The sequence below is a fragment of the Gordonia sp. IEGM753 genome, from assembly GCF_050321825.1.
GTDB lineage: Bacteria > Pseudomonadota > Gammaproteobacteria > Pseudomonadales > Pseudomonadaceae > Aquipseudomonas.
Map to the genome: position 1 here is coordinate 269,704 of NZ_JBNQGB010000005.1, position 13,430 is coordinate 283,133.

Annotated in this window: 12 protein-coding genes; 10 read left to right on the forward strand and 2 right to left on the reverse strand. The window is 57.8% G+C overall.

The genetic code is table 11. The features are described from left to right. Positions 1–72: 72 nt before the first annotated feature. The 10 genes from ACQR3R_RS23595 (at position 73) to greB (ending at position 10,179) form a co-directional block, all read left to right on the forward strand. Entirely contained in the window at positions 73–507 is a 435-nt protein-coding gene (locus ACQR3R_RS23595; RefSeq protein ID WP_428275896.1) for a DoxX family membrane protein, read from the forward strand. Between the two features lie 247 nt (positions 508–754). Further along, positions 755–1,063 (forward strand): hypothetical protein, encoded by a 309-nt coding sequence (locus tag ACQR3R_RS23600; RefSeq protein WP_428275898.1) that lies wholly within the window; start codon positions 755–757, stop codon positions 1,061–1,063. Between the two features lie 220 nt (positions 1,064–1,283). Further along, positions 1,284–2,405, forward strand: coding sequence for an SRPBCC family protein (locus tag ACQR3R_RS23605; RefSeq protein WP_428275900.1), 1,122 nt, complete (start codon positions 1,284–1,286; stop codon positions 2,403–2,405). Positions 2,406–2,419: 14 nt separating this feature from the next. After that, positions 2,420–3,394, forward strand: a complete 975-nt coding sequence (locus ACQR3R_RS23610) for a 2Fe-2S iron-sulfur cluster-binding protein (RefSeq protein ID WP_428275902.1) — start codon at positions 2,420–2,422, stop codon at positions 3,392–3,394. Between the two features lie 150 nt (positions 3,395–3,544). Next, positions 3,545–5,041 (forward strand): aldehyde dehydrogenase family protein, encoded by a 1,497-nt coding sequence (locus ACQR3R_RS23615; protein ID WP_428275904.1) that lies wholly within the window; start codon positions 3,545–3,547, stop codon positions 5,039–5,041. 10 nt (positions 5,042–5,051) lie between these two features. Then, on the forward strand, positions 5,052–6,236 hold the full coding sequence (locus tag ACQR3R_RS23620) for an iron-containing alcohol dehydrogenase (protein WP_428275906.1): 1,185 nt from the start codon (positions 5,052–5,054) through the stop codon (positions 6,234–6,236). Positions 6,237–6,300: 64 nt separating this feature from the next. Beyond that, positions 6,301–7,746 carry a cytosine permease gene (locus ACQR3R_RS23625; protein WP_428275908.1) on the forward strand — a complete coding sequence of 482 codons (1,446 nt, stop codon included), beginning with the start codon at positions 6,301–6,303 and terminating at the stop codon, positions 7,744–7,746. Positions 7,747–7,970: 224 nt separating this feature from the next. After that, complete coding sequence (locus tag ACQR3R_RS23630) at positions 7,971–8,966, forward strand: PAS domain S-box protein (RefSeq protein ID WP_428275910.1); 996 nt, start codon at positions 7,971–7,973, stop codon at positions 8,964–8,966. 57 nt (positions 8,967–9,023) lie between these two features. Then, positions 9,024–9,671, forward strand: coding sequence for a transcriptional regulator BetI (gene betI, locus ACQR3R_RS23635; protein ID WP_428275912.1), 648 nt, complete (start codon positions 9,024–9,026; stop codon positions 9,669–9,671). Between the two features lie 22 nt (positions 9,672–9,693). Beyond that, a complete protein-coding gene (gene greB, locus ACQR3R_RS23640) occupies positions 9,694–10,179 on the forward strand; it encodes a transcription elongation factor GreB (RefSeq protein ID WP_428275914.1) in 486 nt (161 codons plus the stop codon). A 54-nt stretch (positions 10,180–10,233) separates the two neighbouring features. Here greB and ACQR3R_RS23645 read toward each other — a convergent pair whose 3' ends face one another. Both ACQR3R_RS23645 and ACQR3R_RS23650 read right to left on the reverse strand, forming a co-directional pair. Beyond that, a complete protein-coding gene (locus tag ACQR3R_RS23645; RefSeq protein ID WP_428275916.1) occupies positions 10,234–12,738 on the reverse strand; it encodes an FtsX-like permease family protein in 2,505 nt (834 codons plus the stop codon). Further along, complete coding sequence (locus ACQR3R_RS23650) at positions 12,738–13,421, reverse strand: ATP-binding cassette domain-containing protein (RefSeq protein ID WP_428275918.1); 684 nt, start codon at positions 13,419–13,421, stop codon at positions 12,738–12,740. Before ACQR3R_RS23650 ends, ACQR3R_RS23645 begins: the two co-directional genes overlap by 1 nt. Between the last annotated feature and the right edge of the window lie 9 nt (positions 13,422–13,430).

Here is a 13,430-nt window from a genome sequence, read left to right on the forward strand (position 1 = left end):
GCACTTTTAACATTATATTTACTGATTAATATAGCGGCCAACCAACACACAAACTCAAATGGATGACACAGCATGAGCACTCTGATCAACAAGGTTCTGTTTACACGCGCAGGTTACGGCCTGACGGTATTGCGGATCTTCGTCGGCATCATCTTCGCTGCCCACGGATCGCAGAAATTGTTCGGACTTTTCGGTGGCTATGGCCTCACCGCTACCGCGCAATACATGGAAAGCCTCGGGCTTACTCCGGGTTATGTGATGGCAACGCTGGCGGGCGGGACTGAATTTTTCGCCGGCCTGGCCTTGATCATCGGCTTGCTGGTACGTCCAGCGGCGCTGGGTTTGACCTTCCTGTCGCTGGTGGCGATTTTCTCGGTGCACATCCACAACGGTTTGTTCATGGCCAATAACGGTTACGAATTCGCCCTGGCATTGTTGGGTGGCAGCATCGCCGTCATGATCGAAGGTGCCGGCAAGCTGTCGGCAGACCGCGCCATCGCCGGCTGACTGCCGTGGCACACCCTGGAGGCCCGCATTGCGCGGGCCTTTTTTGTGTGCGCGATTCTTGACACTGTCGTGTCAGCTTCTCTAGGATGTTGCTCATGCGCCGATTTAAACAGCTACTTGCGGGGCGCCAGGCAACTCGATCAGTTGCCGATAGAAGCTTGAAACAGGCTTCGAAATACCGCTAAAGCGCTGGTTCGGTGTTGCCTCTCACCTGCCATGCAGACTTTTGAGGCAGAGACACGACACGATGAATGCATTAAGCCCCGTTGTACGTCCCGCGCCGATCACGGCACATCTCACCCAGCGCAACCCAAAAATCCTGCTTGGCGGCAAACATCAGCCGACGCTCCTGCGTTACCTGGATGGCTGGCCACGTCGCACCGGCGGACCCGCAGCGTTCCTGATCCAGTTTGTCGAAGAGGGCGAATCGCTCGCCCGTTTTGCCAGCGATAGCTTCGACCTGGCAGTGATTCAATCGCCCACCACTGAAGACGCCGCCGACGTGATCAAACAACTGATCCGCGTTGCGCGGCAGGGTTTGATTACACGTCGCTGACGCTCAACGAGCGTCGATCTACGCGAGCCCTCCTTTCATCTCTCTTGTGTCTGGACCCGATTTTCGGCGTCCAGCGCCTTGCTAATTCACTAATGAAATAAATTTCAGTAAAGCGCCGATCACAGGATTGCATTCCGTGTGGATTTGTTCGATTATTTTGTTAACCAAAAGTTATATGTTAACTAAAGGTTAACAAAAATAATCCAACAGAGACGCCGCCGTGACAAACATCCTGAAATTGCCTGCCGATTTTTGCGCGAACATCGAACATGCTCACACCATTCCCGCGTCGTACTACACGCAGGCGCAGGTGTTTGAGTATGAGAAAGAGGCGATTTTCGCCAAGAGCTGGATTTGTATCGCGCACCGCAGTGAAGTGGCCGACAGCAATGCCTACATCACTCGCGACATCGTTGGTGAAAGCATCATCGTCGTGCGTGGTCGTGACGCTGTTTTGCGGGCGTTCTATAACGTGTGCCCGCACCGAGGCCATCAATTACTCACCGGCAGTGGCAAGGCCAAAAATGTCATCACCTGCCCGTATCACGCCTGGGCGTTCAAGCTCGACGGTGAACTGGCCCACGCGCGAAACTGCGAGAACGTCGCCGATTTTGACAAGGATAATTCGAGCCTGGTGCAACTGCGAGTCGAAGAGTACGCCGGGTTCATTTTCGTCAACATGGACAACGACGCCGGAACAGTAGAAGAGCAATTACCAGGTCTGGAAGCCAGTATGCGCGAAGCGTGTCCGGTGATAGACAAGCTGCAACTGGCGGCGCGGTTCGTCAGTGATACCGGTGCGAACTGGAAGTCCATCGTCGACAACTACCAGGAGTGCTACCACTGTGCGCCGGCGCATCCGGGGTTTTCCGATTCCGTAGATGTCAGCCAATACAGCCACTCATTGTTCGAAAACTGGTCGTTGCAGTTTGGTCGGGCCAAGTCCTCCGAGAACTCCTTCAAGTTCGATGAGTCGGGCGACGGCGCCCAATATGCTGGCTATTGGGCCTGGCCGTGCAGCATGTTCAACATGCCACCGGGCGGTAACTTCATGACGGTGATCTACGAATTTCCGGTGGATGCCAACACCACGCTCCAGCATTACGACATCTATTTCCTGAACACGGACATCACTCCAGAGCAGCAAGCGCTGATCGAGTGGTATCGCGATGTATTCCGTCCGGAAGACCTGCGCCTGGTCGAGAGTGTGCAGCGTGGTTTGAAGTCTCGTGGGTACCGCGGACAAGGGCGGATCATGACCGACAAGTCTCGCAGCGGACTCAGCGAACATGGCATTGCGCATTTCCACAACATCATCGCTCGTGTTCACAACAGCGATTGACCTGGAGGCCGGAGATGGTGAGCAAGTACGAAATGTTTGCGGTGAAGGTTGTCGGCGTAGAGCAAGAGACGCCGTTGATCAAGCGCTTTACCTTGGTACGAGAGGACGGTCAGGCCTTGCCGGCGTTTACCGGGGGCAGTCACATCATTGTGCAAATGCAAGAGGCCGACGGTAGCCGATTCAGCAACGCCTATTCGTTGATGGGGGATCCGTCAGACACCGGGCAGTATCAGATTGGTGTGCGCCTGGAGGATCAGTCAAAGGGCGGCTCTGCGTTTATGCACCACCAGGTGCAAGTGGGCAGTGTGCTGACTGTTTCCACACCCAACAACCTGTTCGCGCTTGATCGCGCGGCGTCGCGTCATGTGTTGATTGCGGGTGGAATTGGTATTACGCCGTTTCTGGCGCAGTTGAATGAGTTGCGCGTTGGTACTGCAGAGTATGAGCTTCATTACGCCTTTCGCAGCCCGGAGCATGGTGCGTTTTGCACGCAGTTGATGGACGGCCCACATGCCGCGCGCACGCAGCTGTACATCACCGGCGAAGGCCGGGTGCTCGATGTAAAGGGTTTGGTCGCCGGGCTGGATGACACCGCGCATGTGTATGTGTGCGGCCCACGGCGGTTGATCGATGCAGTTATCGACGCAGCGCGACAGCTGGGCATTGATGAGTATCGTGTGCATTGGGAGCAATTTGCCGCCACTCCCGCCAGCGGTCAGGGCGGGTTCAGTGTGACCCTGGCGCGTTCCGGCCGAGAATTGTGGGTGGAGGAGGGCATGAGCATCCTCAAAGCCATCGAAAATGCCAAGGCTGCAGTCGTTGAATGCCTGTGTCGAGAGGGTGTCTGCGGTACGTGTGAAACGTCAATTCTCCAAGGTGAAGCTGAGCATCTGGATCAATACCTGAACGATGATGAAAAGGCTGCGCAAAAAACCATGATGATTTGCGTGTCACGTGCAAAAGGAGCGTCACTGGTTCTCGATCTCTGAAACCAGACACTCATGGAACAGCATCAATGCCCGCCAATGCGGGCATTTTTATTGAATAAAATTTCAGTAGTGGTGCTTCTTCTTATTGAAAATGTTTTCAGTATTGCCTAGGATTGGCCGCAGCCTGAAAAGAACAATACGAGGTGTGCAGTGCCAGAGTTGAAAGACAAAGCCTATTGGCTTGAGAAAGCGCAGGAGCTCCACATTGAGGGCCGGGCGTTCATAGATGGGCAATATGTCGATGCACGGAACGCCGCGACCTTCTGTTCATACAGTCCGATTGATGGCGCGCCGCTGGCGGTTGTGGCGTTGTGCGCCGGGATCGATGTAGATCTGGCCGTGGCCGCCGCCCGTCGTAGCTTCGATGCCGGTGTCTGGTCAGGCTTGGCGGCCCGCGAGCGCAAGAGCGTGTTATTGAAGTGGGCGGCATTACTGGAAAAGCACACCGATGAACTGGCGTTGCTGGAGTCCCTGGACAGTGGAAAACCGATCGCTGACACCACGGGCGGCGACCTTCCAGGAACGATCTATTGCCTACGCTGGTTTGCTGAATTGATCGACAAGGTCCACGGCGAAGTCCCTGCAATCGACCCACAGTTTTTTGGCACCGTTACTCATCAACCGTTGGGTGTGGTGGCGGCGGTGGTGCCGTGGAACTATCCGTTGTTGATGGCCGCTTGGAAATTTGCCCCGGCTCTGGCAGCTGGCAATAGCGTAGTTCTCAAGCCTTCTGAAAAAACCCCGCTCAGTGCCTTGCGCATTGCCGGCCTGGCATTGGAGGCGGGCATTCCTGCGGGCGTTTTCAACGTGGTGAGCGGCGAGGGCGCGGCCGGCCGCGACCTGAGCCTGCACGCTGATGTTGACTGCATCGCCTTCACCGGCTCCGGCAAAGTCGGGCGGGAAATCGCGCAGAATGCCGCAGTTTCCAACCTCAAGCGTGTCTGGCTGGAGTTGGGTGGCAAGTCGGCAAACATCGTCATGGCCGATTGCCCTGATCTCGCTCAAGCCGCGCGCTCGGCTGCTGCTGCGATTTTCGCCAACATGGGCCAAGTCTGCAGTGCCGGATCGCGCCTTCTGGTTCAGCGTTCGATCCTCGAGCCGTTGATTCGTGAATTGCTCGTCGCCACCGACGAGTTTCAACCGGGGCACCCACTGGATCCTGACAGCGTCACCGGCGCGATTATTGATGGTGTGCAATTGGAGCGTGTCTGCCACTACATCGACATCGGCAAACAGGAGGCGCAATTGCTCAGGGGCGGCCAGCCACTGTCGCTGGTGGGGTCCGGGGCTTATCTGGAGCCGACAATTTTTCTTGCCCGCGACTCATCGGCACGCATCGCCAACGAAGAAATTTTCGGTCCGGTACTGGTGATCATTGGGTTCGACACCCTTGAGGAAGCCATCACCATCGCCAATCAAACCGAATACGGATTGGCAGCAGCGGTGTGGTCATCCGACCTCAAGACTATCCGCACCGCCACCCAGCAGCTCAGGGCCGGAACGGTCTGGGTCAATTGTTACGACGAACTGGTGGACATGAACTTTCCATTTGGCGGGTTCAAGGAATCCGGCAACGGCCGGGACAACTCGGTGCATGCCTTGAGCAAATACACCGAGTTGAAATCAACCATCATGCGTTGCGGTTAAGGTGAGTCCCGTGGAAAACAATCTTTCAGCATTAAAGCCTCAAAAGTGGACCGTGCCGCTGCCGATCGAATACGGTCCTGGCGTGCGTAATCAACTCGCCGGATTGTGCCGGGAGTTCAGCATTTTCCGGCCGATGATCATCACGGATCAGGGCTCGCTGAGGCTGCCGTTTGTTGGCGAAATCCAGCGCAGCTTGAATGAAGCAGGCCTGGCCTGTGGGTTGTACGGCGAAATCGAGCCCAATCCGACTGATGTTTCGGTGAAGGCTGGCGCCGCTGCGTATCAGGCGTGGGAGGCTGACGGCATTATTGCCTTGGGCGGCGGCAGTGGTCTGGACGGGGGCAAGGCCGTGGCCTTGATTGCCCGGCAGCAGCGTTGCGACCTGTGGGAATTCGACTTCGACAAACCGGTGCCGACGGGTTTCGATGCGGCGGACTTTCCTCCGGTCATCACCGTGCCGACCACCGCAGGGACCGGTGCCGAAACCGAAAGCACGGCGATGCTCACCGACAGCGAACGCGGTATCAAAGGTTGTGTCTGGCACCCCAAAGCCCGGCCGTCAGCGGTGATTCTTGATCCCGAGCTGACGCAAAGCCTGCCGGCCAACCTGACTGCCTGGACCGGCTGCGATGCAATTATTCATGCGCTGGAGGCCTATTTCGTACCGAGCTTCAACCCGCTCAGCGACGCAGCAGCCCTGCAGGCCATGACGCTTCTCTGGACCTCCATTGACACCGCTGTGCATCAAGGCCAGGACCTTGAGGCGCGAGGCAAGATGCTCATCGGTTCGTGCCTGGCTGGGGTGGCTTTCCTCAAAGGCCTTGGGTTGGTACACGCGCTCAGCCACATGGTGGGTGCGACCTACAACACCCACCACGGTTTGACCAATGCGATCATTTTGCCGGTGGTATTGCGGTTCAACGAGGCGGATATAACCCCGCGGCTGAGGCCGGTTGCGCAAGCGCTGGACTTGCCGGACGCAAGCTTTCAGACCTTCTACAACGCCGTGTGCGACTTGCTTGATCGCTTGAATATTCCCAAGTCCCTGTCAGCCATCGGTGTCATGCAGTCCGATGTCGGCGTGGTAGCCCGCAAGTCCATGGGCGATCCCGCACGCCTGACCAACCCTCGGGACAGCACCCTTGAGCAACTCGAGGAATTGCTGACTGAGGCCATCAATCACGCCCGCGACTGATGGCTTGATTCACCACCCAACGTTTTGCCGTGCAACCAAACCAATAAAAAAAGGTGCAACTGCCATGTCTGTCTCCAGCCAAACGGCGTCCAAGGGACGCCTGAATCTCGAAACACGCTCCATCGATTACGTCCCGCTGGCCGAGCGTCACGGCAAGGCCTGGCACTTGTGGCCCATCTGGTTTTGCGGGGAGGCGCACCTGACCACGCTGGCAGTCGGCATCATCGGGGTCGGCATGGGTGCCAACCTGTTCTGGTCAGCTGTGGCGATTTTCCTCGGCTGTGCCTTCGGTACGCTGTTCATGGCCGGGCACTCGACGCAAGGCCCGCAAATGGGGTTGCCGCAACTGATCCAGTCCCGCCCGCAGTTCGGCTACCTGGGCGCGCTGCTGGTGTATGTGGTGGCGATCGCTACCTATGTCGGGTACAACGCGTTCAACCAGTTGTTGGTCGGGCAAACGCTGCACGAGTTGTTCAATGCACCGGAAAACGGTTCGGCGATCGCGTTCTCATTACTGGCGATCATCATGGCGATTGCCGGTTACAACACCTTCCACAAGGTGCAACGGGTGCTTGCGTTCGTGTTGATTGCGGTGATGCTGGTCTTCACTGTGGGGCTGTTCTTCTTCGTCAAGCTGCCGGCTGAGCAACTGACTGTTTCCGGTTTCAAGGCCACGCCGTTCCTGGCGCAGTTCTTTGTGGCCGCTGCCTATCAATTGAGCTGGGCGATTTACGTTTCCGATTATTCACGTTATTTGCCCGCCAACGTCAGCGTGCGTTCGTCGTTCTGGTGGACTTACCTGGGTGCAATGATCGGTGGGGTCTGGATGATGCTGATCGGGGCCTTGGCCGCCGCAATGAGCCCTGGACAGAACCTCGCCAAAGGCCTGGTAATGCTGGGCAACATGCTGTTCAGCGGCTTCGGCGAGTTTTTGCTTATCCTGGCCGTACTCAGCCTGGTAACCAGTGCCGCGCAGAATTTTTACGGTGCCTCGATCACGCTGTTGAGTATTGCCGATACGGTGAAAAGCCAGACCTCCACCTTGCTCAAGCGCATCGTCTCGATGTTGTTGGTCGGGGGCACGGCCATAGCGATCGCCATGACGGCGTCCGATAACTTCGTGAAGGATTTCGGCGATTTCCTGGCGATCCTGCTGTACTTGTTCACGCCATGGACCGCGATCAACCTCGTGGACTTCTACAAGGTGCGGCATGGCAAGTTCTCGATTACCGAAATCTTCAAGCCTAACGGCATCTATGGTCGCTGGAACTGGCGAGGTATCGGTGCCTACGTGGCAGGCTTCGTTGCCATGCTGCCGTTCTCCAGTACGGGCCTCTACACAGGTTATGTGACCACATTGCTCGATGGCGCAGACGTCAGCATGCTAGTCGGCCTGGTGGTGTCTGCAGTGGTTTACTGGTGGCTGTGCCGCTCGCAGAACATTGAGGAAGAACTGTCGCGTATCGATGATCTGGACAAGGACCTGGAAAGCGCATTGCCAGTCAATTGATCTCCCTTTAAATCCACTCACCGCCCGCAATGGGCGGTGGGTTCTGCCCTCAGTCCGTAGCGTTCGTTCGCTGCGCTCGCTCCAGCATCGTTTTTGATACTTCCCGCCCGCTGATTTCCTGCCACTCCTTCTGCAAAAAGTTGCTAAATTGACGCCTCGTTCAGAGCCCGGCTCTTGCCATACGTATTGATATAGGCCTGGGAAAGGATTTTTAGGATGGCTCAATGAGTGAAGACAATTTTGCGTTTCGCCTCAAGGAGCTTCTGGAACACAAGAAGTTAACGTTGCAAGCCGTCGGCGAGGTGCTTGGCGTGTCGCGTACTGCAGTCCACAAATGGACGCGCGGCGGTGAGATTGACTATGACAAGCTGCGTCGGCTATCGACTTTGCTAGGGGTCAACTGGATCTGGTTGCGCTACGGCGAACAAGCGCGACAAGACGCGCAAGATGGCACGCCGCAAGCGCTGCCCATGACTGATGTGCGCCGCAGGCACACTGCGCAAATCATGGAAAGTGAAGCACGCATGAAGCTGGCCCAGGAAAATGCGCGAATCGTAACCTGGGAGTGGAACCTGCTGACCGACGAGGTCACCTATTCGAGCAACGTCGAGAAAGTCTACGGCTGGCCGGTTAAACGAAATGAGGACTTCTGGAGCCACATTCCGCCGGAGGAAGTCCCGGCCCTGCAAGCAGTATTCAACCACTCGATCAGCAGCGGCACGCCCTGCGATACCGACTTTCGAATGTTGACCCCCGAAGGTGACGTTCGCTGGATTGCATCTCGTGCCATGCCACTGTTGGATGATGCGGGACGGGCATTGAAAATGATCGGGATCAGCATGGATACCACCGCTCGCAAAACGGCCGAGAACGCGATGCGCAAGAGCGAAGAGCGGCTGCGCACGGTGTTCGAACTGGCTAACGACGCAATGGCCTTCGTCGATCTCGACGGTCATTGGCTGACGGTCAATCAGGCATTTACCCGGTTAAGTGGTTATGACGCCGAAGAGTTGAGCGAGTTGAATGTGGCAACGTTGTTAGCGCCCGATGCGCCGTTGCTGGCATCGATACTGGCCGAGCCCTCGAAGGTGTATCAGCAGGTCGTTGAATTGCGCCGTAAAACCGATTCGCCTGTCCAGGTACGCCTGAAGGCGCGGCTGCACATTGATCAAGACTGCGCAAAGCCTGAACAGATTGTGCTGGTGCTGGCGGCCGTCTGATTATTTATCCGCTGCCTGGATAGCCTATTTATGTCTCGTAACACACAGGTTTGATGCATGAGCAGTGAGTCTGAAGTACAGGAAGTCAAGAAACGCCGGACGCGAATCGATCCCGAGATGCGCCGCAAGGCCATCATCGAAGCGACGATGCAATGCATCACTCGCTACGGTCACAGTGGCAGCACCCTGGAGCGCATCTGCGCGCAGGCCGGCGTGTCAATCGGGCTGATTGGCCACCACTTTTCCAGCAAGGAAGAGTTGATGCTGTCGACGTATCAGGAGTTGACCGACCAGCTACGTGAAGAAACCCGCAAATACCTGGAAGTCCAGGGTCGTTCGCCCGAAGACCGGCTGTTGGCGATTATTCGCTCGTCGTTTCGCGGGCAGATATTCAACGAGTTCATCCTCACCACATGGTTGGGTTTCTGGGGCGCGGCGGTCTCGTCGGACCAGTTGCGGGCGCTGAACAAAAAGCTGTACGCCGATTACCGCCAGGAGCTGGAGTCGGTATTCAAGGCCATAGGCAAGGAAAACGGTACGCAGATCGACGCCAAGAGTGCCGCATTGATCATCACCGCACTCATTGACGGATTCTGGCTGGAATGGGCGCTGGACCATAAAGCGTTCAGTTCCAAAAAAGCCGAGAAATGCTGCGTGACTACCGCTCAAATGCTTGTAAAGAATGCTGAACCGTTGCCACCTTGAACACTGGAAGAAGAGGCCCGACTTGAGTACCAATATCATCACGAAGGAAGGTCATGAGGCTCTGAAGCAAGAGCTTGATTTCCTTTGGCGAGAAAAACGTCCCGACACCACTCGCAAGGTTACGTGGGCGGCATCCCTGGGCGATCGTAGTGAAAACGCTGACTATCAGTACAACAAGAAGCTGTTGCGGGAAATTGATCGTCGCGTCCGATACCTTCGCAAACGACTTGAGGATGTGCGCGTTGTCGAGTACTCACCGGAACAGGAAGGCAGGGTGTTTTTCGGGGCTTGGGTCGAGATCGAAAACGAAGCGGGTGAAATCAAGAAATTCAGGGTGGTGGGGTACGACGAAATTTACGGTCGTAACGATTACATTTCGATCGATTCGCCGATGGCGCGCGCGCTTTTGAAGAAAGAGGTGGGCGACGAGGCGGTTGTGCAAACACCGGGCGGAGAAGTGCTGTGGTGGATCAACGACATTTCGTACAAGCGGCCTGTTGGCCTGTGAGTCTTGGCTGTAGGAGCCGGCTGGCTCCTACAGATTGTGTGCTTATCCCGGTATTCAACCCTCGCGCAACACTGTCAGCGGACTGGCGTTCAACGCGCGACGCGTGCCGAACACCCCGGCGGCGCCGATCAGCACAGCGCCGATCAATGGCAGCACCAATAACCAGGGGTGCGGATGCCACGGCAGGTCGAACGCGTAGCGGTACAGCACCAGGCTCACCACTTCCGAGCCCAGTGCCGCCAGCAAACCGCTGACGGCGCCAAGCAACCCGAACTCGATCCGCCGTGCCTTCACCAGCAATTGCCGTTCGGCTCCCAGCGCCCGTAGCAGTGCGCCTTGACGGATGCGCTCATCGAGCGTCGCTTGCAGGCCGGAAAACAACACCGCCATCCCTGCCGCCAACACAAACAACAGTACGTATTCCACTGCCAGGGTGACCTGGGCGAGGATGCTGCGCAGTTGCTCCAGCAAGGCTTCGACTTGCAGGATGGTCACTGCCGGGAAGGCCCGCGACAGGTCAACGATCTGTTGGTCATGGCCGGCCGCGAGATAGAAACTGGTCAGGTAGGTTGCGGGCAAATCCTTGAGAGTGCCGGGCTGGAAGATCATGAAGAAGTTGGGCTGGAAGTTATCCCAGTTGATGTCCCTGAGGCTGGTGACTTTCGCTTCGCGGTTAACACCGCCGACGGTAAACACCATGTGATCACCCAACTTGAGCTTCAAGCTTTCGGCGACTTTGCCCTCCACCGACACGCCGGGTATGTCGTCAGGCGTTTGTTCGGACCACCAGGAACCGGAAGTCAGTGTGTTGCCCGGTGGCAAATCGGCGGCCCAGGTCAGGCTCAGGTCGCGCTGGATGGCGCGGTCGCCGGCCGAATCCTTGCTGACGATTTCCTGGACTGGCTCGCCGTTGATGCTGATCAAACGGCCGGGCACCACCGGATACAACGGCGCGGCTTGAGCCGAGAGCTCCATCAGGCGATCAGTAAAAGCCTGTTTGTCTGCTGGCAGGATGTTCAAGGCGAAATAGTTGGGTGCGTTTTTCGGCAACTGGTTTTGCCAGGTGTCGAGCAATTCGCCCCGCAGCAACGCGATCAGTGCCATCGACAACAGAATCAGGCCAAAGGCCAGGGATTGCCCTGCGGCTGCCAGCGGATGACGCAGCAACTGGCCCAGCCCGAGACGCCAAGGCAACGATGCACGCGCCAGCATCCGGCGCAGGCTCTTCAGCAGCAGCAATAACAAACCGCCGAGGATCAGCGCTGCAACGACGCCGCCGCCGAGCAGGGCAAAGGTCAATACCAGGTCCAGGCTCAAGCGCCACATGATCAGCCCGAGGGCGCCCAGCGCCGCGCCGTAAACCATCCAGGTGCTGGACGGAATCGGCAACATGTCGCGGCGCAATACCCGCAACGGCGGCACCCGGCCCAGCGCTGCCAGCGGCGGCAAGGCAAATCCGGCCAGCGCGACCAGGCCAGTGCCGATCCCGGCGAACGCCGGAAACAGGCCACCCGGTGGTACATCGCTGGGTAACAGATCATGCAGCAGCGCGAACAAGCCGAGCTGTGCCAGCCAACCGATGAGTGCGCCGCTTAAACTTGCCAGCAAGCCCAATACCGTCAACTGCACGCTGAACAGCAGCATCGTTTCCCGGCGCGATAATCCCAGGCAGCGCAACAAGGCGCTGGCGTCGAATCGTCGGGTGGCAAAGCGCGTTGCCGACAATGCCACCGCCACGCCTGCCAGCAGCACGGCCACCAGGCTGGCCATGTTCAAGTAACGCTCGGCTTTACCCAGCGCGCCGCCTATTTGCCGATTGCCGTCGCGCGCATCCTGTATGCGTTGGTTGGCGGCCAGGCCAGGCTTGATCAACTGCCGATACGTTTCCAGCGCCTCCGGCTTGCCGCGCCAGAGCTCGCGGTAGCTGACCCGACTGCCAGGTTGCACCACACCGGTTGCTGCGAGGTCGCTGAGGTTGATCAGGACGCGGGGCGTCAGGCTGTAGAAATTGCCCGCGCGGTCCGGTTCATAGGTCAGAATTCGCGTCAGTTTCAAGGTTTTCATGCCGACGTCGATGCTGTCGCCCATCTTCAGATCGAGCGCCGGCAGCAGGCGCGCTTCGACCCACGCTTCGCCGGGTTTGGGCCCGCCACCGGATTCTTCGGCGGCGAATGGGGCCGGAGCGCTTTTCAGCTCGCCGCGCAATGGATAAACGTCGTCGGCAGCCTTGATGCTCGACAGTTGAATGCCGTTATCAGTGGCAATGACGCTCGAGAACTCCACTACTTGAGCGTGTTCGAGGCCCAGCTCTTTACCGACCTTGATCTGTTCGGGACGTGTTGCAGAGCTGCCCTCGAGCACCATATCTGCGCCAAGGAATTCTGTGGCGCGCAGCATCATGGCGCCGTTGAGGCGGGCGCCGAAATAACCAATGGCAGTGCTGGCAGCCACGGCTACCACCAAGGCAAAGAACAACACTCGCAGCTCACCGGCGCGGGCGTCGCGCATCAGTTGGCGCACGGCAAGACTGAACAGACGCAATAGCGGCAAGCGTGCCATCAAGGCTCCAGAGGGGCGACCAACAGGCCGGCTTCAAGGCGGATCATGCGCCGGCAACGGTGTGCCAGGCGTTCGTCGTGAGTGACCAGCACCAGGGTTGTGCCGCGTTCCTTGTTCAGTTCGAACAGCAGGTCGCTGATACGCTCGCCAGTATGGCTGTCGAGGTTGCCGGTAGGTTCGTCGGCAAACAGCACATCGGGTTCGGCGGCAAATGCTCGGGCAATGGCCACACGCTGCTGTTCGCCACCAGAAAGCTGGCGCGGCGAGTGAGTCAGGCGTTGTCCCAAGCCGACGCGTTGCAGCAGCTCGGTTGCGCGCTCGCGTGCGTCTTTGCGGCCATCCAGTTCGAGCGGCAACATGACGTTTTCCAAAGCATTTAGACTGTCGAGCAGTTGAAAGGACTGGAAAACAAAACCGACGTGTTCGGCGCGGATTCGAGCGCGCTGGTCTTCGTCGAGGTTGCTCAAGGCTTGGCCGGCGAGGGTTACTTCGCCGCTGCTGGGCAGGTCCAGGCCGGCGAGCAGGCCGAGGAGGGTGGATTTTCCGGAACCGGAGGCGCCGACGATAGCCAGGCTATCACCCTTGTTCAGTTCCAGGCTGAGTTCGTGCAGGATAGTCAGTTCACCTTCCGCGCTGGGGACCACTTTGCTGAGGTTCTTCGCGGTGAGAATGCTTGCGCCCATGGAGAATCC

Coding starts and splice junctions, on each gene's coding strand:
- ACQR3R_RS23595 (WP_428275896.1), top strand. CDS start 73: ATGAGCACTCTGATCAACAAGGTTCTGTTTACACGCGCAGGTTACGGC.
- ACQR3R_RS23600 (WP_428275898.1), top strand. CDS start 755: ATGAATGCATTAAGCCCCGTTGTACGTCCCGCGCCGATCACGGCACAT.
- ACQR3R_RS23610 (WP_428275902.1), top strand. CDS start 2,420: ATGGTGAGCAAGTACGAAATGTTTGCGGTGAAGGTTGTCGGCGTAGAG.
- ACQR3R_RS23625 (WP_428275908.1), top strand. CDS start 6,301: ATGTCTGTCTCCAGCCAAACGGCGTCCAAGGGACGCCTGAATCTCGAA.
- ACQR3R_RS23630 (WP_428275910.1), top strand. CDS start 7,971: ATGAGTGAAGACAATTTTGCGTTTCGCCTCAAGGAGCTTCTGGAACAC.
- betI (WP_428275912.1), top strand. CDS start 9,024: ATGAGCAGTGAGTCTGAAGTACAGGAAGTCAAGAAACGCCGGACGCGA.
- ACQR3R_RS23645 (WP_428275916.1), bottom strand. CDS start 12,738: ATGGCACGCTTGCCGCTATTGCGTCTGTTCAGTCTTGCCGTGCGCCAA.
- ACQR3R_RS23650 (WP_428275918.1), bottom strand. CDS start 13,421: ATGGGCGCAAGCATTCTCACCGCGAAGAACCTCAGCAAAGTGGTCCCC.